The organism is Methylobacterium sp. Leaf99 (assembly GCF_001422375.1).
Classification (GTDB): Bacteria; Pseudomonadota; Alphaproteobacteria; order Rhizobiales; family Beijerinckiaceae; genus Methylobacterium.
The window spans coordinates 330,035-353,230 of the sequence record NZ_LMMU01000007.1 but is presented as its reverse complement, the minus strand read 5'-3'; the positions used below and the strand labels follow the sequence as shown (position 1 = coordinate 353,230).

Here is a 23,196-nt window from a genome sequence, read left to right as displayed (position 1 = left end):
GCCGCACACCGACGTCGCATCGAAGCGAGTCCGTAAGCAAGTTCCGTGCATGATCGAGCCACAGCGAACCGGGCGGGAACTTAGCCGGATGGGACGGCTTTCCTCCCCTTGCCGGGGGCGGAGCGCCCGCGGCGGGATGCGGCGCGCAGGGGTGGCAGGGTTCGGGCATCGAGACGGCAGCATGAAGATCTTCCAGTGCCAGGCCTGCGACCAGCCGGTCAGCTTCGAGAGCACGGATTGCGAGAGCTGTCAGCGGCGCCTCGGCTACGTCGGCGAGATGCACGAGATGTCGGCGCTGGAGCCCGTGGGCACGCATTGGCACGCCTATGCCAATCCGGCCCGGAAGTACCGGTTCTGCGCCAACGCCGCGCACGGGGCCTGCAACTGGCTCGTGCCCGAAGACATGCCGGAGGCGTACTGTACCGCCTGTCGCCACAACCGCGTGGTGCCCGACCTCGGCGTCACCTGGAACCTCACGCGCTGGCGCCAGATCGAGGCGGCCAAGCACCGGCTGTTCTACTCCCTCCTGCGGCTCAACCTGCCGCTGATGACGCGGGCGGAGAATCCGACCACGGGCCTCGCCTTCGATTTCCTCGTCGATCCGTCCGAGAGCTATCGCATCGGGCCGCCGGTGCTCACGGGCCACCGCGGCGGGGTCATCACCCTCAACATCGCCGAGGCCGACGACGTCGAGCGCGAGCGCCGGCGGACGCTGTTCGGCGAGTATTACCGCACGCTCCTGGGGCATTTCCGCCACGAGATCGGGCATTACTTCTGGAACGTCCTGGTGCGCTTCGACCAGAGCCTGTGGACGTTCCGGTCGCTGTTCGGGGACGAGCGCGACAATTACGGCCGGGCGCTCCAGCGGCACTACCGCGACGGCGCGCCGGAGAACTGGGAGGAATCCTACGTCAGCGCCTACGCCACCAGCCATCCGTGGGAGGATTTCGCCGAGACCTGGGCGCAGTATCTCCACATCGTCGATACGGTGGAGACGGCCGGCACCTTCGAGCTCCACGTGCGGCCGCGCCTGCGCAACGGGCCGGCGGACCCCGTGGTGATCGACTACGATCCCTATCAGATCCCGGATTTCAGCCGCTTGGTGGAAGCGTGGCTGCCCCTCACCTACGCGGTGAACTCCCTGAGCCGGAGCATGGGCCAGCCGGCGCTCTACCCGTTCAAGCTGACGCCGGCGGTCATCGCCAAGCTGTCCTTCGTCCACGAGCGCATCGTGTCCATGCGCTCCATCGGGCACGGGATCGACAGCGACGAGGCCGGCTCGGAGATCCTGAAGGCCGTCATCACCGGCCTGCGCAAGCGGGTGGCGGCGCCGAACGTGTGAACGTTCGGCGTCAGCTCCGCAGACCCGGCGCCTCCTGGCCCGTCCGGGCGACGTATTCCGTGTAGCCGCCGCCGTACTGGTGGATGCCCTCGGGGGTGACTTCGAGGACCCGGTTCGACAGGGCCGCCAGGAAGTGGCGGTCGTGGCTCACGAACAGCATCGTGCCCTCGTAGGCCGAGAGCGCGGCGATGAGCATCTCCTTGGTGCCCATGTCGAGGTGGTTGGTGGGCTCGTCGAGGACGAGGAAGTTCGGCGGGTCGAACAGCATCAGGGCCATGACGAGGCGGGCCTTCTCGCCGCCCGACAGCACCCGGCAGCGCTTCTCGACGTCGTCGCCGGAGAAGCCGAAGCAGCCGGCGAGCGCCCGGAGCGAGCCCTGCGCCGCCTGCGGGAACGCGTCCTCCAGGGTCTGGAACACCGTGCGCTCGCCGTCGAGCAGGTCCATGGCGTGCTGGGCGAAGTAGCCGAGCTTGACGCTGCCGCCGACGGAGACGGTGCCGTCATCGGCCTGGGTCGAGCCGGTGACGAGCTTCAGCAGGGTCGACTTGCCGGCGCCGTTGATGCCCATGACGCACCAGCGCTCCTTGCGCCGGATGGCGAAATCGAACCCCTCGTAGATCCGGCGGCTGCCGTAGCTCTTGTGGACGTTCCTGAGCATCACGACGTCGTCGCCCGAGCGGGGCGGGGCCTGGAACTCGAACGCCACCGACTGCCGGCGCTTGGGCGGCTCGACGCGCTCGATCTTGTCGAGCTTCTTCACCCGGCTCTGGACCTGGGCGGCGTGGGAGGCCCGAGCCTTGAATCGCTCGATGAACTTGATCTCTTTCGCCAGCATGGCCTGCTGGCGCTCGAACTGGGCCTGCTGGTGGGTCTCGTTGAGCGCCCGCTGCTGCTCGTAGAAGCCGTAGTCGCCCGAATAGGTGGTGAGGGTGCCACCGTCGATCTCCACCACCTTGGTGACGATGCGGTTCATGAACTCGCGGTCGTGCGAGGTCATCAGCAGGGCGCCCTCGAAATTCTTCAGGAAGGCCTCGAGCCAGATCAGGCTTTCCAGGTCGAGGTGGTTGGAGGGCTCGTCGAGCAGCATCACGTCGGGGTTCATGAGGAGGATGCGGGCGAGCGCCACGCGCATCTTCCAGCCGCCCGACAGCTTGCCGACATCGCCGTCCATCATCTCCTGGGAGAAGCTCAGGCCCGCCAGCACCTCGTAGGCCCGGCCCTCCAGGGCGTAGCCGTCGAGTTCCTCGAAGCGCGCCTGGACCTCGCCGTAGCGCTCGATCAGCGCCTCCATCTCGTCCAGGCGATCGGGATCGGCGAGCCCCGCCTCCAGGGCCTTCAACTCGGTGCCGACGACGCTCACGGGGCCGGCGCCGTCCATCACCGCGGAGACCACGGAGCAGCCGGACATCTCGCCGACATCCTGGCTGAAATACCCGATGGTGATGCCCTTGTCGGTGGCGACCTGACCCTCGTCGGGCTCCTCCTCGCCGGTGATCATCCGGAACAGGGTGGTCTTTCCGGCGCCGTTGGGGCCGACGAGGCCGACCTTCTCGCCCTTCTGCAGGGCGGCGGACGCCTCGATGAAGACGATCTGCCGGCCGTTCTGCTTGCCGATTTTTTCGAGGCGGATCATGCGCGCGCGGGACCTTGCTTCAAGTCCCGCGCCTTTACGGCATGGCGCGCGCCAGCGGAAGGGAAGGGCGCGCGCGAGGGGAAGGGAAGGCGGTCTAATCGACCGGCGGCGCCGGGAGATCCACGGCGCGCGGCCGCCCGGCATCGTCGATGGCGACGAAGGTGAAGGTCGCCTCCGTCACCTTCTCGCGGACCTGCGTGCGGAAGCGCCGGGCCCAGGCCTCGACCTCGATCTTCATGGAGGTGCGGCCGACATGGCCGACGCGGGTGTAGACGCAGAGCACGTCGCCGACGCGCACCGGCCGGATGAAGGTCATGGCGTCCACCGCCACGGTGACGACGCGCCCCTGGGCCCGGTCGACGCCCGCGATGCCGCCGGCCTGATCCATCTGCGACATCACCCAGCCGCCGAAGATGTCGCCGTTGGCATTGGTATCCGCCGGCATCGCGCTGGTGCGGACCGTGAGGTCGCCGCGCGGACCGCCATCTTCTTCCACCGTCATTCCAGCCCGCTCCCGACGCAATTCGCCCGACCCTACGCGAATTCCGCACCGCCGGCAGGCCGGATCGGTCCCGTCACGGCAGGATACCGAGGAAGGCCAGGCCGCCGGCGAGGATGACGGCGGCGACCGACACGAGCAGGTCGATGGGCATCGATCGCCAGAGGTCGCGGGCCGGCGCCGCGGTCGCTGCGAGTTCGGTCATGGCGTACCTCCGGGCAGGGCCAGGATGGACCCGCCTAAACCTACAGCACCATTCTGCACATCTGCGAACCAATTGCTGCATTTTCTTGCAAAAAAGCCTGGCGGCTCGGGATGAGCTGCCAGGCTTTGGGGCAAACCGGGTAGGCCGGCGATGCGGTGCCGCCGCAGGGCGGCACCGGAACCGCGCTCAGTAGAAGCGGCGCGGGCCGTAGAACGGACGCGGGCCATAGAAGCGGCGCGGACCGCCATAGAACCGACGCGGACCGTAGAAGCGGCGGCCGTAGTACGGACGACGGTAGAAGGGGCGCGGGCCGTAGAAGCGACGGCGGTAGCCGTAATACTGCACGGTCTGCGCAACCGCCGGCGCGGCCTCGCTCTGAAGGGCGAGGGCGGGACCGATGGGGGCGGCGGAGGCGCCTTGCGGTGCCGTCGCGGCAAATCCTAAGGCCAGCAGCGCGGCCAGCACGAGTTTCCTCAGCACGTTCTCAAACTCCTTGAGATAGGTCGGCGGGACGTGAGGAGCCGACGGGTCCGGGCACGGTTCCGGGTCTTGCCCGGTCGCATCAAACGCATGACGGCACGAAGCGTTGCCGGTGCGGATTCGTCTCACCGGAAAGTGAGTCAACGAAGCCTGACGGGTGGCTCCCGCCCCTCAGGCGATCTTCAGGGTCATGTCCACGGTCGGCGCAGCCGCGCTGCCCTTCACCAGGGCGATGCCGTGCTCGCAATCCTCGCGGCGCCCGTAGCCTTCGGCGGAATCGGCCACCACGTTGCCGTTGGTCGCCCGCAGGCGCCAGCGCCATTCGCCCGCCGCGTCCCGGTAGAGTTCGAACCGCATGGTATCCTCGCGCATCGACGTCGTTCCCTGAGATGGCGCGGCGCACCGGTGCGGCAATGGGCGTTCCGCACGCGAAAACGCCGCCCCGGAGGTCCGGGACGGCGTCATCGTCATGACGGGATGGAGGGCTCAGCGCGGGAAGCGGTCGAGCCAGCCGATGGCGCGGCCTTCACCCGCACCGGCGCCGGCGCCCTGCGGGCGCGGGGCCCGCTGGCGGTTCTCGCCGCGCGGCTCGGACCGGTTCTCACCGGCTCCGGCAGGACGACGCTCGCCGCGACCGTCCTGGGGCCGGGCGGCCCCATCGGGACGGGCGTTGCGACCGGGCGCGCCCTGGCCGCCGCGACCACCGTCGCTGCGACCCTGGCCGGGGCGTCCGCCACCGGGACGGCCGCCGCCGGGGCGCTGGCCCTGGCGCTGACCGGGGCGCTGGCCCTGGGGCGCCGGACGGCGCTCCTCGGCCTGAGCGGCGTCCATGGCCTCCTGGCGCGACGGGGGCGTGAAGCCCTCGGGGAAGGCGCCGACGGGGATCTTCTGGCGCGTGGTGCGCTCGATGTCGCGCAGGTAGGCCTTCTCCTCGTCGTTGCAGAACGAGATGGCGAGGCCGTTGGCGCCGGCGCGGGCGGTGCGGCCGATGCGGTGGACGTAGCTTTCCGGCACGTTGGGCAGGTCGTAGTTGATGACGTGGCTCACGGCCTCGACGTCGATGCCGCGGGCGGCGATGTCGGTGGCGACCAGCACCCGGCACGAGCCGTCCTTGAAGGCGGCCAGGGCCCGCTCGCGCTGCGGCTGGGACTTGTTGCCGTGGATGGCGGACGCGTTGATCGTCACCTTCTCCAGGCCGCGCACCACGCGGTCGGCGCCGTGCTTGGTCCGGGTGAAGACGAGGACGCGCTCGATCTTCGGATCACGCAGGATGTGGTTCAGGAGCGCCTGCTTCGCGCCGGTATGGGCGAAGATGACCTCCTGGGTGACGCGCTCGGCGGTGGTCGCCACCGGCGTGACGGCGACCTGCACCGGATCGCGCAGGTACTGGTCGGCCAGACCGGCGATGTTCTTCGGCATGGTGGCCGAGAAGAACAGGCTCTGGCGCTCCTTCGGCAGCATCTTCACGATGCGCTTGAGGGCGTGGATGAAGCCGAGGTCGAGCATCTGGTCGGCCTCGTCGAGGACGAGGATCTCGACGGCCTCGAGGGTCAGCGAGCGGCGCTCGATGAGGTCCATGAGGCGGCCCGGCGTGGCGACGAGGATGTCGACGCCGTTGGCGAGCGCCTTCTCCTGGCGGGAGATGGTGACGCCGCCGAACACCACGGTGTTGGTGAAGGACAGGTGCCGCCCATAATCCGAAAAGCTCTCGGCGATCTGGTTGGCGAGTTCGCGGGTCGGCGAGAGCACCAGCACGCGGCAGCCGCGGCGGATGGCCTTCCGCGGGTTCTGGGCGAGGCGGTGGAGGATCGGCAGCGCGAAGGCGGCCGTCTTGCCGGTGCCGGTCTGGGCGATGCCGCAGAGGTCGCGGCCTTCCATGGCGGGGCGGAGGGCCTGGGCCTGGATCGGGGTCGGCGTCTTGTAGCCGGCCTCCTCCAGCGCCCGCAGCACGGGCTGGGCGAGGCCGAAATCAGTGAATTGGGTCAAGTCGAATCTTTCAAGGCAGCGGGACCGTGGCGCACGCCATCCAACGATGGTCGGTGCGCAGATCGATGAGAATCGGTCCGTTGAGCTGGAGCCGCCCGCGTGCCGGGGCAGTCCGGGTGCATGCACGTTGAAGAGAGGGGCTCAGGTCGGTCGGAATTCGCTTGAAGCGACCCGTCGATCCGTCACGCAGCCCTCTCAAGCGGAACCATGACGGCCGCTGACGCTGCCACCGCCATATGCGTCTTCGCAGGTGCGAAGTCAATCATCGAATCCGATCAGGCGGTTGGCGGGGTGCGCAGGTGCGCGACGAAGTCCCGTGCGAAGGCGGGAAGGGCGGCGAGCGCCCGCACGCAGATGGTCAAGTCCCGCACGGCCCAGGGGTCGAGGAGGGGCACCACCGCGATGGCCATGGTGCGCGCCGCCCGCGCGGCGGTGGTCTCCGGCACGATGCCGAGGCCGACGCCGCATTCGACCAGGCGACAGACGGCATCGAAGCTGCGCAGCTGCACCCGCAGCCGCATGGGCCGCCCCGTGCGCGCGGCCTTGTCGGCGAGGAAGCGGGTCAGGGCGGAGGTGCGGTCGAGGCCGACGAGGTCGTGCTCCAGGACGTCGGCGAAGGCCACGGACGGGGACCGGCTCAGGGCATAGCCGGCGGCGGCCACGACGACGAAGCGGTCCTGCCGGAACGGGTAGGTCTCCAGGGCCCCGGTATCGACGGTCCCGGCGACGATGCCGAGGTCGGCGGCGCCCTCGGCCACGAGGCCGACGATCTCGTCCGAGGTCCGTTCCTCGATGTCGACACTGACCCCGGTCTGGCGGGCGAGGAACGCGCTCAGGACCTCGGGCAGGAATTCGGTCAGCGCGTTGGTGTTCGACAGGACCCGGATCTGCCCGACGGTGCCGCCGGAGAAGGCCGCGAGTTCGCCCTGCATCCGGTCGACCCCGTCGAGAAGATCCCGCGCATGGGCGAGCAGCGCGCGCCCGGCCGGCGTCGTGGTCACGCCCTGGCGGCCGCGGGTGAGGAGGGCGGCCCCGAGGGACACTTCCATGGCGCGGATGCGGGCGGACGCGGCGGCCAGCGCCAGGTTGGCCCGTGCCGCCCCATGGGTGATGGAGCCGGCCTCGACCACGTGGCGGAACAGGCCGAGATCGACGAGGTCGAACCGCATCATCGCGCCATGTCCCCGCACACGCTTCGTCGAAGGACTTTCTTAACCGTGCGGCGCGATGCTTCCCCCATGGTGATCCGTCGTCGCGTCCGTTCCGTGCTGATGCCCCTGGCGTTGTACGCCGTCTCGGGGCTCGTCGTCGGCTATTTCGTGCATCAGGCCGAGGGCGGCAATCGCGGCCTCGAAGCCAAGCGCGCCCTCAAGATCCAGGCCTACGGGCTCAATCAGGAACTCGCCGCCGTGAAGGCCGACCGGGCCGAGTGGGAGCACCGCGTCACCCTCCTGCGCAGCGATCAGATCGACCGCGACCTCCTGGAGGAGCGCGCCCGCGTTGTCCTCGGCCGGGTGCACGCCAACGACGTCGTCATCATCAACCCATAGCCCGGTTTCGTCGCCTTGCCGGGCGGCGATCCGGCGCACCTGACAACGGTCCCGATCTGTCGGCGGGCCGGCCTCGCTTTCCCAAAACGCGTGTCCTAGAACCTCGGGGGAGAACAGACGGTCCCCGGGGAGAAAGCCGATGGATTCCGCAACCGAGGCGGGCCAGCCCAAATCCGACCTGTCACCGTCGGAGGCCGCCCACGCGCCGGCTCCGAACACACCCCAATTCACCCGCGACGAAGACCTCCACGCCTACCACGAGATGCTGCTCATCCGCCGCTTCGAGGAGAAGGCGGGGCAGCTCTACGGCATGGGCCTCATCGGCGGGTTCTGCCACCTCTACATCGGCCAGGAAGCCGTCGTCATCGGCATGCAGATGGCGTCCATCGACGGCGATCAGGTCATCACCGGTTACCGCGACCACGGCCACATGCTGGCCTGCGGCATGGAGCCGAAGGGCGTGATGGCGGAGCTCACCGGCCGGCGCGGGGGCTATTCCCGCGGCAAGGGCGGTTCGATGCACATGTTCAGTCGCGAAAAGCAGTTCTTCGGCGGGCACGGCATCGTCGGCGCGCAGGTGTCCCTCGGGACGGGCCTCGCCTTCGCGGACGCCTACCGGAAGAACGGCCAGGTCAGCCTGACCTATATGGGGGACGGGGCCGCCAACCAGGGACAGGTCTACGAGAGCTTCAACATGGCGCAGCTGTGGAAGCTGCCCGTGGTCTACGTCATCGAGAACAACCGCTACGCCATGGGCACCTCGGTGGCCCGCGCCTCGGCGCAGACGGACTTTTCCCGGCGCGGCATCTCGTTCGGCATTCCGGGCGAGCAGGTCGACGGCATGGACGTGCGCACCGTGCGCGAGGCCGCCGCGCGGGCCATCGAGCATGCCCGCTCGGGCGAAGGGCCCTACATCCTCGAGATGCAGACCTACCGCTATCGCGGCCACTCCATGTCCGATCCGGCGAAGTACCGGACGAAGGACGAGGTCTCGAAGATGCGCGACGAGCACGACCCCATCGAGATGGTGCGCAAGCGCCTGATCGAGGCCCACGGCGTGCCCGAAGCCGACCTCAAGGCCACCGACGCCAAGGTGCGCGAGACGGTCAACGACGCGGCCGAGTTCGCCACCCACGATCCCGAGCCCGATCCCGCCGAGCTGTGGACGGACATCCTTCTGGAGTCGCGCGCCTGAGGCCTGATCTCAAGAGCCGCCCACTTCCTCCTCGATCGACGAGTCTTTCATGGCGACCGACATCCTGATGCCCGCCCTGTCTCCGACCATGGAGGAGGGCAAGCTGTCGAAATGGCTGAAGCAGGAGGGCGACCCGGTCAAATCCGGCGACGTGCTGGCCGAGATCGAGACCGACAAGGCGACCATGGAGGTCGAGGCCATCGACGAGGGCGTGCTCGCCAAGATCCTGGTCGCGGAGGGCACCGAGGGCGTGAAGGTCAATACGCCCATCGCCGTCATCACCGCCGAGGGCGAGGATATCTCGGCGGCGTCCGCCCCGAAGCCCGCCACCGATGCGCCCGCCCAGGCCGCCCCGACCCCGACCATGCAGGCGGAAGGACAGGCCGGCGCCCCCGCGGCGACGGGCAAGACCGCCGACGATGCGCCCAAAGCGCCGGCGGCACCCGCCATCATCACCAACAAGGCGCCGGCGCCGGTGATGGCCGAGTTCCCGGAAGGGACCGAGATGGTCACCATGACCGTCCGCGAGGCCCTGCGCGACGCCATGGCGGAGGAGATGCGCGGCGACGAGTCCGTCTTCGTCATGGGCGAGGAGGTCGCCGAGTACCAGGGCGCCTACAAGATCACCCAGGGGCTGCTGCAGGAATTCGGCGCACGGCGCGTGGTCGACACTCCGATCACCGAGCACGGCTTCGCCGGCATCGGCGTCGGTGCGGCGTTCACGGGCCTGCGCCCCATCGTCGAGTTCATGACCTTCAACTTCGCCATGCAGGCCATCGACCACATCATCAACTCGGCGGCGAAAACCCTGTACATGTCGGGCGGCCAGCTCGGCTGTCCCATCGTGTTCCGCGGCCCCAACGGCGCGGCGGCTCGGGTCGGCGCCCAGCACAGCCACGACTACTCGGCCTGGTACTCCAACGTGCCCGGCCTCAAGGTCATCGCGCCCTATACGGCGTCCGACGCCAAGGGCCTGCTCAAGGCCGCGATCCGCGACCCGAACCCGATCATCTTCCTCGAGAACGAGATCCTCTACGGCCAGAGCTTCCCGGTGCCGAAGCTCGACGATTTCGTCCTGCCCATCGGCAAGGCCCGCATCCACCGCCCCGGCACGGACGTCACCATCGTGTCGTTCTCCATCGGCATGACCTACGCCCTCAAGGCCGCCCAGGCGCTCGCCGAGCAGGGCATCGAGGCGGAGGTCATCGACCTGCGCACCCTGCGCCCCATGGACACCGACACGGTTGTGGAATCGGTGCGTAAGACCGGCCGCTGCGTCACCGTGGAGGAGGGGTTTCCGCAATCGGGCATCGGCGCCGAGATCGTCGCCCGCCTGATGGTCGACGCCTTCGACTACCTCGACGCCCCGGTCCTGCGCGTCACCGGCAAGGACGTGCCGATGCCCTACGCGGCCAACCTCGAGAAGCTGGCCCTGCCCAACGTCGCCGAGGTGATCGAGGCGGTCAAAGCCGTCTGCTACCGCTAGGGTGGCCGAAGACGTCCCCCGGTGTGAGGTGGGACCAACCCTTTCGTTCGGACAGGACATGACGAAGACCTTCGTGGAACTCTCCGCCCCTCCCGATGCCATCGAGAACGGCGGCATCGAGGTCCTGCGCGCCGCCGTCGTCGACGGCGCCGTGAGCGTGGCCCTGCGCCGTTCGTTCGACGATCCGGCGACCTGGGGCCGGCTGCTCATCGAGCTCGCCCGGCAGGCGGCGCATACCTATGCCCTGGAGACCGAGATGTCAGACGCGGAAGCCTTCGAGCATATCCGCGCCGGGTGGGAGGCCGAGGGCCTCGATCCCGGCGATCTGAACTAGCGGGGGACCCACCATGGCCGAGGCCGCCTTCCGCCGGGCCACCTACGCCGATCTCGAAGCCGTGCCGGACCATCTCGTGGCCGAGATCGTCGACGGCGCCCTGGAGACGCATCCGCGGCCGCGCCCGCGGCATGCGATGGCGGCGGCGGGCTTGGCGGCCGAGCTCGGCCCGCCCTTCGGTCGCGGCCGCGGCGGACCGGGCGGCTGGATCTTCATGGTCGAGCCGGAACTCCACCTCGGGTCCCACGTCGTGGTGCCGGATCTGGCCGGCTGGCGCCGCGAACGGCTGCCCGCCGAGCCGGAGACGGCCTATCTCGAGACTCCGCCGGACTGGGTCTGCGAGATCCTCTCGCCCGCCACCGCCCGCCTCGATCGCGGCCCCAAGCGCCGCATCTACGCGGAGGCCGGTGTCGGCCATCTCTGGCTCCTCGATCCCGGTGACGGGGTGCTCGAAGCCTTCGCACTCACGGGGCGCCAATGGCTGCTCCTCGGAACCGTCGCGCGCGGCGAGGCCGTCGCCCTGCCGCCCTTCGACGCCGTCCCGTTCCCCCTCGACAGCCTGTTTCCCTTCGACGATCCGGCCGCCCCGCCGTCCCCCTCGCTCGAGACCTGATGCCATGCCCGTCAACGTCCTGATGCCCGCCCTGTCGCCGACGATGGAGAAGGGCAACCTCGCGAAATGGCTCAAGAAGGAGGGCGACGCGGTGAAATCCGGCGACGTCCTCGCCGAGATCGAGACCGACAAGGCGACCATGGAGGTCGAGGCCATCGACGAGGGCATCCTCGCCAAGATCCTGGTGCCCGAGGGCACGGCCGACGTGCCGGTCAACGACCTCATCGCCATCATCGCCAGCGAGGGCGAGGACCCGGCGAGCGTCCAGGCCGGCGGCGCTGCGAAGGCGGAGGCCCCCGAGGATGCGCCGAAAGCGCAAGTCACGAAGGACCCCGTCGGCGAGAACGCGACGCCCGGCGGCGGCCAGATGTCCTACGCCCGGGTGAACGAGGCACCGGACGGCGCCCGGCCGGCCCCGGCGCAGGGGGAGGGGGGACGGGTCTTCGCCTCGCCCCTGGCCCGCCGCATCGCCAAGCAGGAGGGCGTCGACCTCGCCTCGGTGACGGGCTCCGGCCCCCATGGCCGCGTGATCGAGCGCGATGTCCGCGCCGCGAAGGCCGCCGGCCCGGCGCCCGCCAAGACACTCGCCAAGACACAGGCGCCCACGGATTCACCGGCGCCCGCCGAGGCTCCGAAGGCTGCGCCGGTCGCCGCGGCGCCCAAGGCCGCGAGCCCGGCCGGCCTGTCCGTCGATCAGGTGCGCGGCTTCTACGCCAAGGGCACCTACGAAGAAGTGCCGCTGGACGGCATGCGCAAGACCATCGCCAGGCGCCTGACGGAGGCGACGCAGGTGGCGCCGCATTTCTACCTCACGGTGGATTGCGAGCTCGACGCCCTCATGGCCCTGCGCGAGCAGCTCAACCGGAGCGCCGGGCAGGGCAAGGACGGCAAGCCGCTGTTCAAGCTCTCGGTCAACGACTTCATCATCAAGGCTATGGGCCTCGCGCTCATGCGGGTGCCGGCGGCCAACGCCGTCTGGGCCGAGGACCGCATCCTGCGCTTCGACAACGCCGAGGTCGGGGTGGCGGTGGCCATCGACGGGGGGCTGTTCACCCCGGTGATCCGCCGCGCCGATCAGAAGACGCTCTCCACCATCTCCAACGAGATGAAGGACTTCGCGGCCCGGGCGCGCGCCAAGAAGCTGAAGCCGGAAGAATATCAGGGCGGCGTCACCTCGGTGTCGAATCTCGGCATGTTCGGCATCAAGCACTTCACGGCGGTGATCAACCCGCCGCAATCCTCGATCCTCGCCGTGGGTGCCGGCGAGAAGCGGGTCGTCGTCAGGGACGGCGCCCCGGCCGTCGCGCAGGTGATGACGGCCACGCTGTCCTGCGACCACCGGGTGCTCGATGGGGCTTTGGGAGCGGAGTTGATCTCGGCGTTCAAGGCGCTGATCGAGAGCCCCATGGGCATGCTGGTCTGAGCCGAGGCCGCCCCATCTGAACCAACCCCGGCCCGTTCCCCCAGGGGGGAGGGGCGTAGGAGCGTATCATGGCCGACACCTACGACATCCTCGTCATCGGCGCGGGCCCCGGCGGCTACGTCGCGGCGATCCGAGCGGCGCAGCTCGGGTTCAGGACCGCGGTGGTGGATCGCGAGCATCTCGGCGGCATCTGCCTGAACTGGGGCTGCATCCCGACGAAAGCCCTGCTGCGGTCGGCCGAGATCTACCACTACATGCAGCACGCCGCCGATTACGGCCTGTCGGCGGACAATGTCGGGTTCGACACCGCCGCCATCGTCAAGCGCTCGCGCGGGGTCTCATCACGCCTCAACGGCGGCGTCGGCATGCTGCTGAAGAAGAACAAGGTCGATGTGATCTGGGGCGAGGCCACCATCGAGTCCGCCGCGACGGGCAACGAACCCGGCCGGGTCACGGTGAAGGAAACGAGCCGCGCGCCCGCCCCGAAGGGCGCCCTGGCGGCCGGCGCGTATGCGGCCAAGCACATCATCGTCGCCACCGGGGCACGGCCCCGCGCGATCCCGGGCATCGAGCCCGACAAGAAGCAGATCTGGACCTACTACGAGGCCATGGTGCCGGAGGCGATGCCGAAGTCGCTCCTCGTCATGGGCTCGGGCGCCATCGGCATCGAGTTCGCCTCGTTCTACCGCACCATGGGCGCCGAGGTGACGGTGATCGAGCTGCTGCCGCAGATCCTCCCCGTGGAAGACGCCGAGATCGCGGGCCTCGCCCGCAAGCGGTTCGAAAAGCAGGGCATCAAGATCCTCACCGGCGCCAAGGTCACGAAGGTGGAGAAGGCGGCGGACTCCGTCACGGCGACCATCGAAACGGGCGACGGCAAGACACAGACCCTGACGGCGGAGAAACTGATCTCGGCGGTGGGCGTCGTCGGCAACATCGAGGGGCTCGGGCTCGAGGGCCTCGGCGTCGCCATCGACCGCGGCATCGTCGTCACCGACGGCTTGGGGCGGACCAACGTGCCCGGCGTCTACGCCATCGGCGACGTCGCCGGCCCGCCGATGCTGGCCCACAAGGCCGAGCACGAGGGCGTGCTCTGCGTCGAGACCATCAAGGGCCTGCCGACCCACGCCATGGACAAGGCCAAGATCCCAGGTTGCACCTACTGTCAGCCGCAGATCGCCTCCGTGGGTCTCACGGAAGCGAAGGCCAAGGAACAGGGCTTTTCCGTCAAGGTCGGCCGCTTCCCCTTCGCGGGCAACGGCAAGGCCATTGCACTCGGCGAGCCGGACGGCCTGGTGAAGACGATCTTCGACGCCAAGACCGGCCAACTGCTCGGCGCCCACATGGTCGGCGCGGAAGTCACCGAACTGATCCAGGGCTACGTCGTCGCCATGAACCTCGAGACCACGGAAGAAGACCTCATGCACACGGTCTTCCCGCACCCGACCTTGAGCGAGATGATGCACGAGAGCGTGCTGGACGCCTATGGTCGTGTGATCCACGCCTGATCGGACGAAAAAGGGCCGCCCGCGCTCGACGCCGGACGGCCCGTTCTGAACGGGGTCCGGTCCGCCCGGGGCGGACCGGACCGACCGGTGCTTACTTCTTCTTGCTGTACTCGAAGGCCGGGGCGGACTTCAGGGTGTCCTTGTCGGTGTCGACGAGGGCCCGCAGGGTGTTGTCCTTACGCGACAGGGTGATGCTCGACGGGCTGACCGAGACGTAGCGCTCGCCGAGACCCAGGAAGCCCCCGACGCCCAGCACCACGGCGCTGACCGTCTTGCCGTCAACGATCACGAGATCTTCGATCTCGCCGACGGTCTCGTTGTTGTTGTTGTAGACATTGAGACCGATGAGCTTGGACGACAGGACGTCCGCGGGCTGCGTGGCGACGAAGACCACCTTTGCGACGGCCTTGTCGGCCATCAGCATGCCCGTCCCGGCGCCGGTGCCGGCCGCCGCGGGGGCGGTCGTCGTCGGGGCGGTCGTCGCGGGCGCCGGCTTGACGGTCTCCTGGGCGAAGGCGAGCGTGGGCAGCGCCGCGACGAGCGCGACGGCGAGAACGGACTTCAGGGCCATGGGATTTCCTTGGATGGGCAGCCCGCGCCGATGATCGGAGCGGAAACGCCGTCTGTAACGGCAGATTCCAGGGTGAGTTCCCCCCAATCGCGGCAAATTGCCTGCGAATGAGGCAATGCATGCCGGGCGTCCAACCGGGCTGACAGATCTTCCGGGTCGTAGCCCGAGGCAGCGACCGCAGTTTGCGATGGGGGCACCGAGGTCTTAGATCATCACGGTGGCGATTATCACGGTGGCACCTGCCGTCGTGGGCGCACACAAACGGTGTGACATGGCCGTCGTCCTCGATCTTCTGCGCAACGATCAGCGTCCCCGGCATCCGGAGAAGGCGCACCGGCCCGACAAGCCGATCCAGCGCAAGCCGGACTGGATCCGCGTCAAGGCACCCGGCTCCCCCGGCTGGGCCGAGACCAGCCGGATCGTGCACGAGCACGGCCTCGTCACCGTGTGCGAGGAAGCCGGCTGCCCGAACATCGGCGAATGCTGGGAGAAGCGGCACGCCACCTTCATGATCATGGGCGACACCTGCACGCGGGCCTGCTCGTTCTGCAACGTCCGCACGGGTCTGCCGAAGGGCTTGGACGCGGACGAGCCGGAAAAACTCGCGGATTCCGTGGCGAAGCTCGGCCTGCACCACGTCGTCGTCACCTCCGTCGACCGGGACGACCTCGCCGACGGCGGCGCCGAGCATTTCGCCCGGACCATCCGGGCGATCCGGCGCATGAGCCCCGCCACCACCATCGAGATCCTGACGCCCGACTTCCTGCGCAAGGACGGTGCCCTCGAAGTGGTGGTCGCGGCCAGGCCCGACGTGTTCAACCACAACATGGAGACGGTGCCGGGCAACTACCTCACCGTCCGCCCCGGCGCCCGCTACTTCCACTCCGTGCGCCTGCTGCAGCGGGTGAAGGAGCTCGACCCGACGATCTTCACCAAGTCCGGCATCATGGTGGGGCTGGGCGAGGAGCGGAACGAAGTGGTCCAGCTCATGGACGACCTGCGCTCGGCCGACGTCGATTTCCTCACCATCGGGCAGTACCTCCAACCGACGAAGAAGCACCACGAGGTGGTGCGCTTCGTGCCGCCCGACGAGTTCAAGGGCCTGGAGACCACGGCCTATGCCAAGGGTTTTCTGCTCGTCTCGGCCACCCCCCTGACCCGCTCGTCCCACCATGCCGGCGAGGATTTTTCGCGACTGAAAGCGGCGCGGCTCGCCCGTCTGGCGCCGGAGGCGGTGCCGGCTTGACGCATCGGCCGGAAAACCGGTTCCCACCCTCGGGAGCGATGCTGTAGAAGCCCCGCATGCCGTCCTTCCGTATCGACCGCCTCGTGCGGCACAGCCCGCGCGCGATGTACGACCTCGTCGCCGACGTGGAGCGCTACCCCGAGTTCCTGCCACTCTGCGAGTCCCTGCGCATCCTGCGCCGGCAGCCGGGGGAGAATGGCACCGAGATTCTCGTCGCCGAGATGGGCGTCGGCTACAAGGCCATCCGCGAGCGCTTCACCACGCGGGTGACCCTCGATCCGGCGAACCTCAAGATCGTGGCCGAATACATCGACGGCCCGTTCCGCCACCTCGAGAACCGCTGGCTGTTCAAGGAAGCGGACGGGGCCGGCTGCAACGTCGATTTCTTCATCACCTACGAGTTCAAGAGCCGGACCCTGGGCCTCCTCATGGGGACGATGTTTGACCGGGCGTTCCGCAAGTTCACCGACGCCTTCGAGGCGCGGGCCGACCGGGTCTACGGCGCCGCCGCCTGACCGAAGCGCCTCACGCGTCGGTCGAGCTCCGTCCCATGGCGCGCAGCGCCCGGACGGCACCGTGCCATCCCGCGAGACGGCGCACACGCTCCGGCTCGGGCATCGACGGCGTGAAACGGCGCTCCAGGCTCCAGGTTCGCGCGAATTCCGCCGGCTCGGGATAGAGGCCGGCATTCCAGCCCGCCAGGTAAGCGGCCCCGAGGGCCGTCGTTTCCCGCACCATCGGCCGGTCCACCGGTAAGCCGAGGAGATCGGCGAGACGCTGCAGGGTCCAGTCCGAGGCGGCCATTCCGCCATCGGCCCGCAGGACGGTCCCGGTCTCGGGGCTCGGCCAGTCGGCCCGCATGGCCTCCAGGAGATCATGGGTCTGGTAGCAGACGCTCTCCAGGGCCGCGCGGGCGAGGTCTTTCGGGCCGGTATCGCGGGCGAGCCCGAACAAGGCGCCGCGCACGTCGGGCTCCCAGTAGGGCGCGCCGAGGCCGACGAAGGCGGGCACGAGATAGACCTCCGAGGACGGATCGGCCTGGGCCGCCAGCGGCCCGCTCTCGGCGGCGTCGCGGATGAGGCCGAGGCCGTCGCGCAGCCACTGGACGGCCGCGCCCGCCACGAAGATCGAGCCTTCGAGGGCGTAGGTGCGCTGCCCGGCGAACTGGTAGGCGATGGTGGTCAGGAGCCGGTTGCGGGAGGTGCGCGCGTCCGGGCCGGTGTTGAGGAGGGCGAAGCACCCGGTGCCGTAGGTGGCCTTGACCATACCGGGCGAGAAGCACGCCTGCCCGATGGTGGCCGCCTGCTGGTCGCCCGCCACGCCGCGGATCGGGATCGCGGCGCCGAACAGGTCGGGCCGGGTCGCGCCGAAATCCCCGGCGCAGTCGCGGACCTCCGGCAGCATGGCGCGGGGGATCCCGAACAGGGCGAGCAGATCGTCGTCCCAGGCCCCGCGATGGATATCGAACAGGGCGGTCCGGGCGGCGTTGGTGGCATCCGTGGCGTGGAGGCCGCCGGTGAGGCGCCACAGCAGCCACGAATCCACCGTACCGAAGGCGAGGTCGCCGCGCTCGGCGCGGGCACGGGCGCGCGGCACGGCGTCGAGGACCCACGCGATCTTGGTGGCCGAGAAGTACGGGTCGAGGATGAGGCCGGTGCGGGCGGTGACGCGGGGCTCGTGGCCCTCCGCCTTCAGGCGCGCGCAGTGCCCAGCCGTGCGCCGGTCCTGCCAGACCAGGGCCGGATGGATCGGCGCGCCCGTGGCCCGATCCCAGATCAGGGTGGTCTCGCGCTGGTTGGTGATCCCCAGCGCCGCCACCGACGCCGCCGTCGCTCCGGCCCGCGCCAGCACCGCCCGCACGGTGGTGAGCACGCTGGCCCAGATGCCCTCCGGATCGTGCTCGACCCAGCCGGAGGCCGGATAGGCCTGCGCGATCTCGGCCTGCGCCACCCCCGCCACCGACAGATCGGGCCGGAACAGCATGGCGCGCGTCGAGGTGGTGCCCTGGTCGATGGCGAGAACGAACGTCGTCATGGGGCGAAGCTCCGTTCCGGGGTCAGGCCGCGCAGGTCGCGCGGGCGAGGTGGGCTTCGAGGGCGGCGATCTCGGCGGGCCGGAAGCGCAGGCCGAGCTTCGAGCGGCGCCACAGGACGTCATCGGCGGTGCGTGCCCATTCGCGGGCCACGAGGTGATCGACCTCCGCCCGGGTCAGGTCGGCCCCGAAGACGCCGCCGAGATCGGCGAGACTTTCCGCCTCCCCGAGGATCGCGGCGGCGCGGGTGCCGTAGGCGCGCACGAGCCGCGCGGCGTGGTCCGGCGCGAGCCACGGATAGGCGTCGCGGAGGCGGTCCACCACGGCGCCGTACCCGTCGCGGGGGAAGTCGCCGCCGGGCAGCGGGCTCCTGGCGGTCCAAGGGGGCCGGTTCAGGCAGGGGAGGTGGGGGGCGAGGCGCGCCAGGGCGTGCTCGGCGAGGCGGCGATAGGTGGTGATCTTGCCGCCGAAGATCGACAGGAGCGGCGCCAGGCCGTCCGGTGCGTCGAGGTCGAGGACGTAGTCGCGGGTCGCCGCTTGCGCCGCGCCGGCCCCGTCGTCGTGGAGCGGGCGCACGCCGGAAAAGCTCCAGACCACATCCTGCGCCCGCACGGGCGCGCGAAAGTGCTCGCTCGCGGCCGCGCAGAGATAGGCGACCTCCTCCGGGCCGGCCCGGACCTCGGCCGGATCGCCGACATAGTCCCGGTCGGTGGTGCCGATGAGGGTGAAGGCGCCCTCGTAGGGGATCGCGAAGACGATGCGCCCGTCGCGGTTCTGGAAGAGATAGGCCTGATCGTGCGTGAACAGGGCCGGCACCACGATGTGACTGCCCTGGACGAGGCGGATGCCGGCGGCGGCGTTGCGCCCGGTGATCCGCGACGACACGTCGGCGACCCAGGGACCGGCGGCGTTGACGAGGGCGCGGGCCCGCACGTGGCCAGTCGCGCCATCCGCCGCGCGGGTCGCGAGGGTCCAGAGGTCTTCGCTTCGCCGGGCCTGCACCACCTTCGTGCGGGTGCGGATCGCGGCACCGCGCTCGGCGGCGTCGACGGCGTTCAGGACGACGAGGCGGGCATCGTCCACCCAGCAATCGGAATACGCGAAGGCGCGCGACGGGCCGTCCCGCAGGGGCGCCCCGGCCGGATCGCGCGCGAGATCGAGGCTGCGGGTCGGGGGCAGGTGACGGCGGCCGCCGAGGTGGTCGTAGAGGAAGAGGCCGAGGCGCAGGAGCCAGACCGGGCGCCGCCCCGGCGTGTGCGGCAGGACGAAGCGCAGGGGCCGGACGATGTGCGGGGCCATCCCCCACAGGATCTCGCGCTCGACCAGGGCTTCGCGCACGAGGCGGAATGAACCGTGTTCGAGGTAGCGCAGGCCGCCATGGATGAGCTTGGTCGAAGCCGACGACGTGGCCCCCGCGAGATCGCCCTGCTCGAACAGGACCACCCGCGCGCCGCGCCCGGCCGCATCGCGGGCGATGCCGCAGCCGTTCACCCCGCCGCCGATGATGGCGAGGTCATACGCGTCGGGCGAATCGGCGGCAGCCGTCACGAGCGCTCCGAGGTGGGACGTTCCCCGCGATCGGTGTCGGACGCGAAACGGCCCGGACCGCGCGGCATCCTTTCACACCGGAAGCAGGATCGTCCACCCGGGACGGGCCGGCCCTCACGCGGCCAGGGGCAGGTCCGTCTCGGCGGCCGGCGCGGCCACGGCGGCGCGGGGCCCGAACAGCTGCGCGTACAGGGCCGTCGGGCTGTGGCTGCGGCCACCGGAATCGACGATGCGGACATCGGACATGCCGGCGGTGAGGAGGGACAATCCCTGCTCCAGGGCGCCCAGGATCGAACCGTGCTGATAGGAGAGCGCGCGCAGCGATACCCGCGCGTGGACGGTGAAGCTCACGGTTCAGATCCTGTGGTTGCCGCCAAGCCGACGCTGGGCCGGATGCGGACGATGGGGGCGATCGGGGGAGGTCGGTCGATGACGGCCTGTCCGATCCTGGGGATCATCGCGGCGGCCACCTGAGCGTATGATTTCGAATAATGACCAAGTCTTGACGGAGTGTTAGCCAAATCGCGACGGCGGCCGGCAAGACTTCACAAAAAACGGTTTTTGTCAGGGTCCGGGCATGGGGTGGGACGCCACGCCGCTCGCGCCGACGGGACTGCCGCACCCCCTTCGAACGTGTTCGCGGCGATACAACCGTTCGGCCTTTCCTGTTGATCGCACAGGAACTTTCGCCCCTGCGCGGACGTCATCGACCGCAGATCGGAGTGAACGATGCAGGTGACGGCCGAACCGACGATCCGCGTCCTCGACGCCCCCCGGTGCCATCTCGGGGAGGGCCCGAGCTACGATCCGGCGACGGACACGGCATGGTGGGTCGATATCCTGGAGTGCCGCCTGTACGAGCTGCCCCTCGCCGAGGGCGCCGGTCCCGCCCGGGTTCACGAACTCCCGTTCATGGCGAGCGACATCGCCGCCATCGACGGCACGCGCCAACTCCTCGCCGCCGAGGACGGTCTCTACATCCGCACCCTCGCGGACGGGCGCCTGACGCGCCACTGCGCCCTCGAGGCGGACGATGCCGGCACGCGCGCCAACGATGGCCGGGTCCACCCGAGCGGCGCCCTGTGGATCGGCACCATGGGGCGCGACGCGGAGCGGGGCCGGGGGGCGATCTATCACGTCGCCGGCACGCGGGTGACCCAGCTGTTCGCCGGCATCACGATCCCCAACGGCATCGCGTTCTCGCCCGACGGCGCGACCGGGTACTTCGTGGACACGAAGGCGGGCGTGCTCCAGCGCGTCGCCCTCGATCCCGCCACGGGCCTGCCGGCGGGCGAGCCGGAGACGCATTACCACCACGGCGACGGAGCCGGCGGTATCGACGGAGCGGCCGTGGACGAAGCGGGGCTGATCTGGACGGCGCGGTTCGGCGCCGCCTGCCTCGACGCCTACAGTCCGGCGGGCGACCGGGTCCGCACCGTCCCGGTGCCGCCGCACCAGCCGACCTGCCCCACCTTCGCGGGGCGCAGCCTCGACCACCTCCTGGTCACCTCCGCCTACGAGGGCATGGACGAGGCCGAGCGCGCCGCCGATCCCGCGCACGGGTGCACCCTCCTCGTTGGCATCGGCGCGCGCGGCCTGCTCGAACCCGCGTTCCGCCTGACCGCCTGATTCGTCCGTCGCAGCAACAACCGTTCCTCAATCATGGGGGTGGCCGCGTTCCGGCGCCCCAGGAAAACTCTCCATGACAGTGTCCGGCGACCGGCCCTATCAGCCCATCGAGGCCTATGCGCTCATCGGCAATTGCGAAGGCTGTGCCCTGGTGGCCCGCGACGGCGCCATCGACTGGGCCTGCCTGGAGCGGTTCGATGCGGACCCGGTCTTCTCGCGCCTCCTCGACCGGCGGCGCGGCGGCTGGTTCACCATCCAGCCGGCCGGGCGGTTCGAGACGGCGCGGCAATACGTGAGCCGGACCAACATCCTCGAGACGACGTTCAGCACGCCCACCGGCCTCGTCACCCTGCACGACTTCATGGTGCCGAAAGCGGCCGGCGCCGACCGGCCCCGCCTCGTGCGCCTCGTCACCGGCATCTCCGGTTCGGTGCCGATGGTGGCGCTGTACCGGCCCCTCGACGGCTTCGCCGAGACCTTCGCGCCCCTCGAGATCCGGGGCGGCCGGGTCACCGCGCCGGACCATCCGGGCCTGATCTCCGATGTCGAGTTCGCATCCGAGGACGGCGCGGCGGTGGCCCGATTCACCCTGGAGGCCGCGCAGGACCGCAGCTTCGCCCTCACCCTCGGCGCGCCCCCGGAGACCGTGCCGGACCTGCGAGCCCTGCTGGAAGAGGCACGCCGGGCCTGGGCGCTCTGGACGCGGGACGCGACCTATCGCGGTCCCATCGCAGACGAACTCGTGCGCTCGGCCCTGGTCCTGAAGGCCCTGACCTACGAGCCCACGGGCGCCATCGTGGCAGCGGCCACGACGTCCCTGCCCGAGGAGATCGGCGGCATCCGCAACTGGGACTACCGGTTCTGCTGGATTCGCGACGCGTGCCTGTCGTTCTACGTCCTCAAGAAGTTCGGCATGGTCAGGGAGGCGGAGGCGTTCTTCGGCTTCGTCGCGGATCTCGCCGACCGGACCACCGGCGCGCTGGCGCCGCTCTACAGCATCGCCGGCGAGGTGGATCTGACCGAACACACCATCGCGCATTTCGAGGGATGGCGCGGCAGCGCGCCCGTGCGCCACGGCAACGAGGCGGCCGAGCAGCACCAGAGCGACGCCTACGGGCAGGTCCTCGACCTCATCTATCTCTATGAGCGCCTCGGCGGCACCCTGAGCGAAGCGATGCGCGCGCACGGCGCGCAACTCGCCGACTTCTCCGCGGCCCACTGGCACGAGCCCGATGCCGGCCTGTGGGAGCCGCGCAAGCCCGAGGAGCGCTACCTCCACGCCGCGATCATGAACTGGGTCGCCCTCGACCGGGCCATCCGCCTGTTCGGCGAGCGCTCCGACTGGTGCCGGGAGCGCGACCGGATCGTCGCCTGCGTCAACGGCGAGGCCGTCCACGCCGACGGATACTATCCGCAATACATCGGCAGCGACGACGTCGATGCGGCCCTTCTCATTGCCCCGATGGTCGGTTTCCCCGTGGACGAGGCGGTGTTCGCCCGCACGGTGGACGCGATCATCGCGCGCCTCGGGCACGATCACCTCGTCTACCGCTACCGGAACGACGACGGCCTGCCGGGCCACGAGGGCACGTTCCTCATCTGCGCATTCTGGCTCGTCGACGCCCTGCTGTGGCTCGGCCGCGACGGCGAGGCGCGGACGCGCTTCGAGGCCCTGCGCGCCCTCCAGAACGATGTCGGTCTCTACGCCGAGGAGGCGGCGGAGGACGGGACGTTCCTCGGCAACTTCCCGCAGGCGTTCAGCCACCTCGCCTTCATCCACAGCGGGCTCATGCTCGACCTGTTCGCGCATGGCGGGCGGGCGGCCCTGCGCGGCACCTACGCCGACCGCGCCCTATGCGAGACCGAGGCCCGCCGGGCGCCCCGGATGCCCACCACCTGATGCCGGGCCCCGGCAT

At 69.9% G+C, this 23,196-nt stretch carries 23 protein-coding genes; 12 read left to right on the top strand and 11 right to left on the bottom strand.

Features of this window, described 5'->3' with window-relative positions; translation table 11 throughout:
• The first annotated feature begins 181 nt into the window (after window positions 1-181).
• On the top strand, window positions 182-1,342 hold the full coding sequence (locus tag ASF28_RS12570) for a zinc-binding metallopeptidase family protein (protein WP_056092831.1): 1,161 nt from the start codon (window positions 182-184) through the stop codon (window positions 1,340-1,342).
• Between the two features lie 10 nt (window positions 1,343-1,352).
• Here the strand turns inward: ASF28_RS12570 and ASF28_RS12565 are convergent, their stop codons facing one another.
• The 7 genes from ASF28_RS12565 to ASF28_RS12540 all read right to left on the bottom strand — a co-directional run bounded on the left by ASF28_RS12565 (window position 1,353) and on the right by ASF28_RS12540 (window position 7,317).
• The gene (locus tag ASF28_RS12565; RefSeq protein WP_056092828.1) at window positions 1,353-2,975 is read right to left on the bottom strand and encodes an ABC-F family ATP-binding cassette domain-containing protein; all 1,623 of its coding nucleotides are present in this window, start codon (window positions 2,973-2,975) and stop codon (window positions 1,353-1,355) included.
• Between the two features lie 94 nt (window positions 2,976-3,069).
• Complete coding sequence (locus tag ASF28_RS12560) at window positions 3,070-3,477, bottom strand: acyl-CoA thioesterase (RefSeq protein ID WP_056092825.1); 408 nt, start codon at window positions 3,475-3,477, stop codon at window positions 3,070-3,072.
• Between the two features lie 73 nt (window positions 3,478-3,550).
• On the bottom strand, window positions 3,551-3,679 hold the full coding sequence (locus ASF28_RS23600) for a hypothetical protein (protein ID WP_274533125.1): 129 nt from the start codon (window positions 3,677-3,679) through the stop codon (window positions 3,551-3,553).
• Between the two features lie 186 nt (window positions 3,680-3,865).
• Entirely contained in the window at window positions 3,866-4,159 is a 294-nt protein-coding gene (locus ASF28_RS12555) for a hypothetical protein (protein WP_056092824.1), read from the bottom strand.
• A gap of 171 nt (window positions 4,160-4,330) precedes the next feature.
• A complete protein-coding gene (locus ASF28_RS12550) occupies window positions 4,331-4,516 on the bottom strand; it encodes a YegP family protein (protein WP_056094133.1) in 186 nt (61 codons plus the stop codon).
• Between the two features lie 129 nt (window positions 4,517-4,645).
• Window positions 4,646-6,145 (bottom strand): DEAD/DEAH box helicase, encoded by a 1,500-nt coding sequence (locus ASF28_RS12545; RefSeq protein ID WP_056092821.1) that lies wholly within the window; start codon window positions 6,143-6,145, stop codon window positions 4,646-4,648.
• A 275-nt stretch (window positions 6,146-6,420) separates the two neighbouring features.
• Window positions 6,421-7,317: a LysR family transcriptional regulator gene (locus tag ASF28_RS12540; RefSeq protein WP_244474998.1), complete on the bottom strand. Its 897-nt coding sequence runs from the start codon at window positions 7,315-7,317 to the stop codon at window positions 6,421-6,423.
• A 66-nt stretch (window positions 7,318-7,383) separates the two neighbouring features.
• On the opposite strand from ASF28_RS12540, the gene ASF28_RS12535 reads away from it, so the two are divergent.
• From ASF28_RS12535 to lpdA, 7 genes are all read left to right on the top strand, one after another.
• Window positions 7,384-7,695, top strand: a complete 312-nt coding sequence (locus ASF28_RS12535; RefSeq protein ID WP_056092818.1) for an FtsB family cell division protein — start codon at window positions 7,384-7,386, stop codon at window positions 7,693-7,695.
• 139 nt (window positions 7,696-7,834) lie between these two features.
• Window positions 7,835-8,890 carry a pyruvate dehydrogenase (acetyl-transferring) E1 component subunit alpha gene (gene pdhA, locus ASF28_RS12530; RefSeq protein ID WP_056092815.1) on the top strand — a complete coding sequence of 352 codons (1,056 nt, stop codon included), beginning with the start codon at window positions 7,835-7,837 and terminating at the stop codon, window positions 8,888-8,890.
• Between the two features lie 49 nt (window positions 8,891-8,939).
• Window positions 8,940-10,376 (top strand): pyruvate dehydrogenase complex E1 component subunit beta, encoded by a 1,437-nt coding sequence (locus ASF28_RS12525; protein WP_056092814.1) that lies wholly within the window; start codon window positions 8,940-8,942, stop codon window positions 10,374-10,376.
• A 58-nt stretch (window positions 10,377-10,434) separates the two neighbouring features.
• Window positions 10,435-10,710, top strand: a complete 276-nt coding sequence (locus tag ASF28_RS12520; RefSeq protein ID WP_056092811.1) for a DUF5076 domain-containing protein — start codon at window positions 10,435-10,437, stop codon at window positions 10,708-10,710.
• Window positions 10,711-10,723: 13 nt separating this feature from the next.
• Complete coding sequence (locus ASF28_RS12515; protein WP_056092808.1) at window positions 10,724-11,323, top strand: Uma2 family endonuclease; 600 nt, start codon at window positions 10,724-10,726, stop codon at window positions 11,321-11,323.
• Between the two features lie 4 nt (window positions 11,324-11,327).
• A complete protein-coding gene (locus tag ASF28_RS12510) occupies window positions 11,328-12,746 on the top strand; it encodes a pyruvate dehydrogenase complex dihydrolipoamide acetyltransferase (RefSeq protein WP_056092806.1) in 1,419 nt (472 codons plus the stop codon).
• Between the two features lie 68 nt (window positions 12,747-12,814).
• A complete protein-coding gene (lpdA, locus tag ASF28_RS12505; RefSeq protein ID WP_056092803.1) occupies window positions 12,815-14,254 on the top strand; it encodes a dihydrolipoyl dehydrogenase in 1,440 nt (479 codons plus the stop codon).
• 91 nt (window positions 14,255-14,345) lie between these two features.
• Here lpdA and ASF28_RS12500 read toward each other — a convergent pair whose 3' ends face one another.
• The gene (locus ASF28_RS12500) at window positions 14,346-14,825 is read right to left on the bottom strand and encodes a PRC-barrel domain-containing protein (protein ID WP_056092801.1); all 480 of its coding nucleotides are present in this window, start codon (window positions 14,823-14,825) and stop codon (window positions 14,346-14,348) included.
• 271 nt (window positions 14,826-15,096) lie between these two features.
• Here ASF28_RS12500 and lipA point away from each other — a divergent pair, with 271 nt between their 5' ends.
• On the top strand, window positions 15,097-16,071 hold the full coding sequence (gene lipA / locus ASF28_RS12495) for a lipoyl synthase (RefSeq protein WP_056092799.1): 975 nt from the start codon (window positions 15,097-15,099) through the stop codon (window positions 16,069-16,071).
• A 56-nt stretch (window positions 16,072-16,127) separates the two neighbouring features.
• Complete coding sequence (locus ASF28_RS12490) at window positions 16,128-16,586, top strand: type II toxin-antitoxin system RatA family toxin (protein WP_056092797.1); 459 nt, start codon at window positions 16,128-16,130, stop codon at window positions 16,584-16,586.
• Between the two features lie 10 nt (window positions 16,587-16,596).
• Here ASF28_RS12490 and glpK read toward each other — a convergent pair whose 3' ends face one another.
• The 3 genes from glpK to ASF28_RS12475 form a co-directional block, all read right to left on the bottom strand.
• On the bottom strand, window positions 16,597-18,105 hold the full coding sequence (glpK, locus tag ASF28_RS12485; RefSeq protein WP_056092794.1) for a glycerol kinase GlpK: 1,509 nt from the start codon (window positions 18,103-18,105) through the stop codon (window positions 16,597-16,599).
• A gap of 22 nt (window positions 18,106-18,127) precedes the next feature.
• Window positions 18,128-19,651, bottom strand: coding sequence for a glycerol-3-phosphate dehydrogenase (locus ASF28_RS12480; protein WP_056092791.1), 1,524 nt, complete (start codon window positions 19,649-19,651; stop codon window positions 18,128-18,130).
• Between the two features lie 114 nt (window positions 19,652-19,765).
• Window positions 19,766-20,002: a hypothetical protein gene (locus tag ASF28_RS12475; RefSeq protein ID WP_056092790.1), complete on the bottom strand. Its 237-nt coding sequence runs from the start codon at window positions 20,000-20,002 to the stop codon at window positions 19,766-19,768.
• Between the two features lie 378 nt (window positions 20,003-20,380).
• Between ASF28_RS12475 and ASF28_RS12470 the strand changes: the two genes are divergently transcribed.
• Together ASF28_RS12470 and ASF28_RS12465 are read left to right on the top strand one after the other, a co-directional pair.
• A complete protein-coding gene (locus ASF28_RS12470; protein ID WP_056092787.1) occupies window positions 20,381-21,280 on the top strand; it encodes an SMP-30/gluconolactonase/LRE family protein in 900 nt (299 codons plus the stop codon).
• A 73-nt stretch (window positions 21,281-21,353) separates the two neighbouring features.
• Entirely contained in the window at window positions 21,354-23,180 is a 1,827-nt protein-coding gene (locus ASF28_RS12465; RefSeq protein ID WP_056092785.1) for a glycoside hydrolase family 15 protein, read from the top strand.
• The last annotated feature ends 16 nt before the right edge of the window (window positions 23,181-23,196 follow it).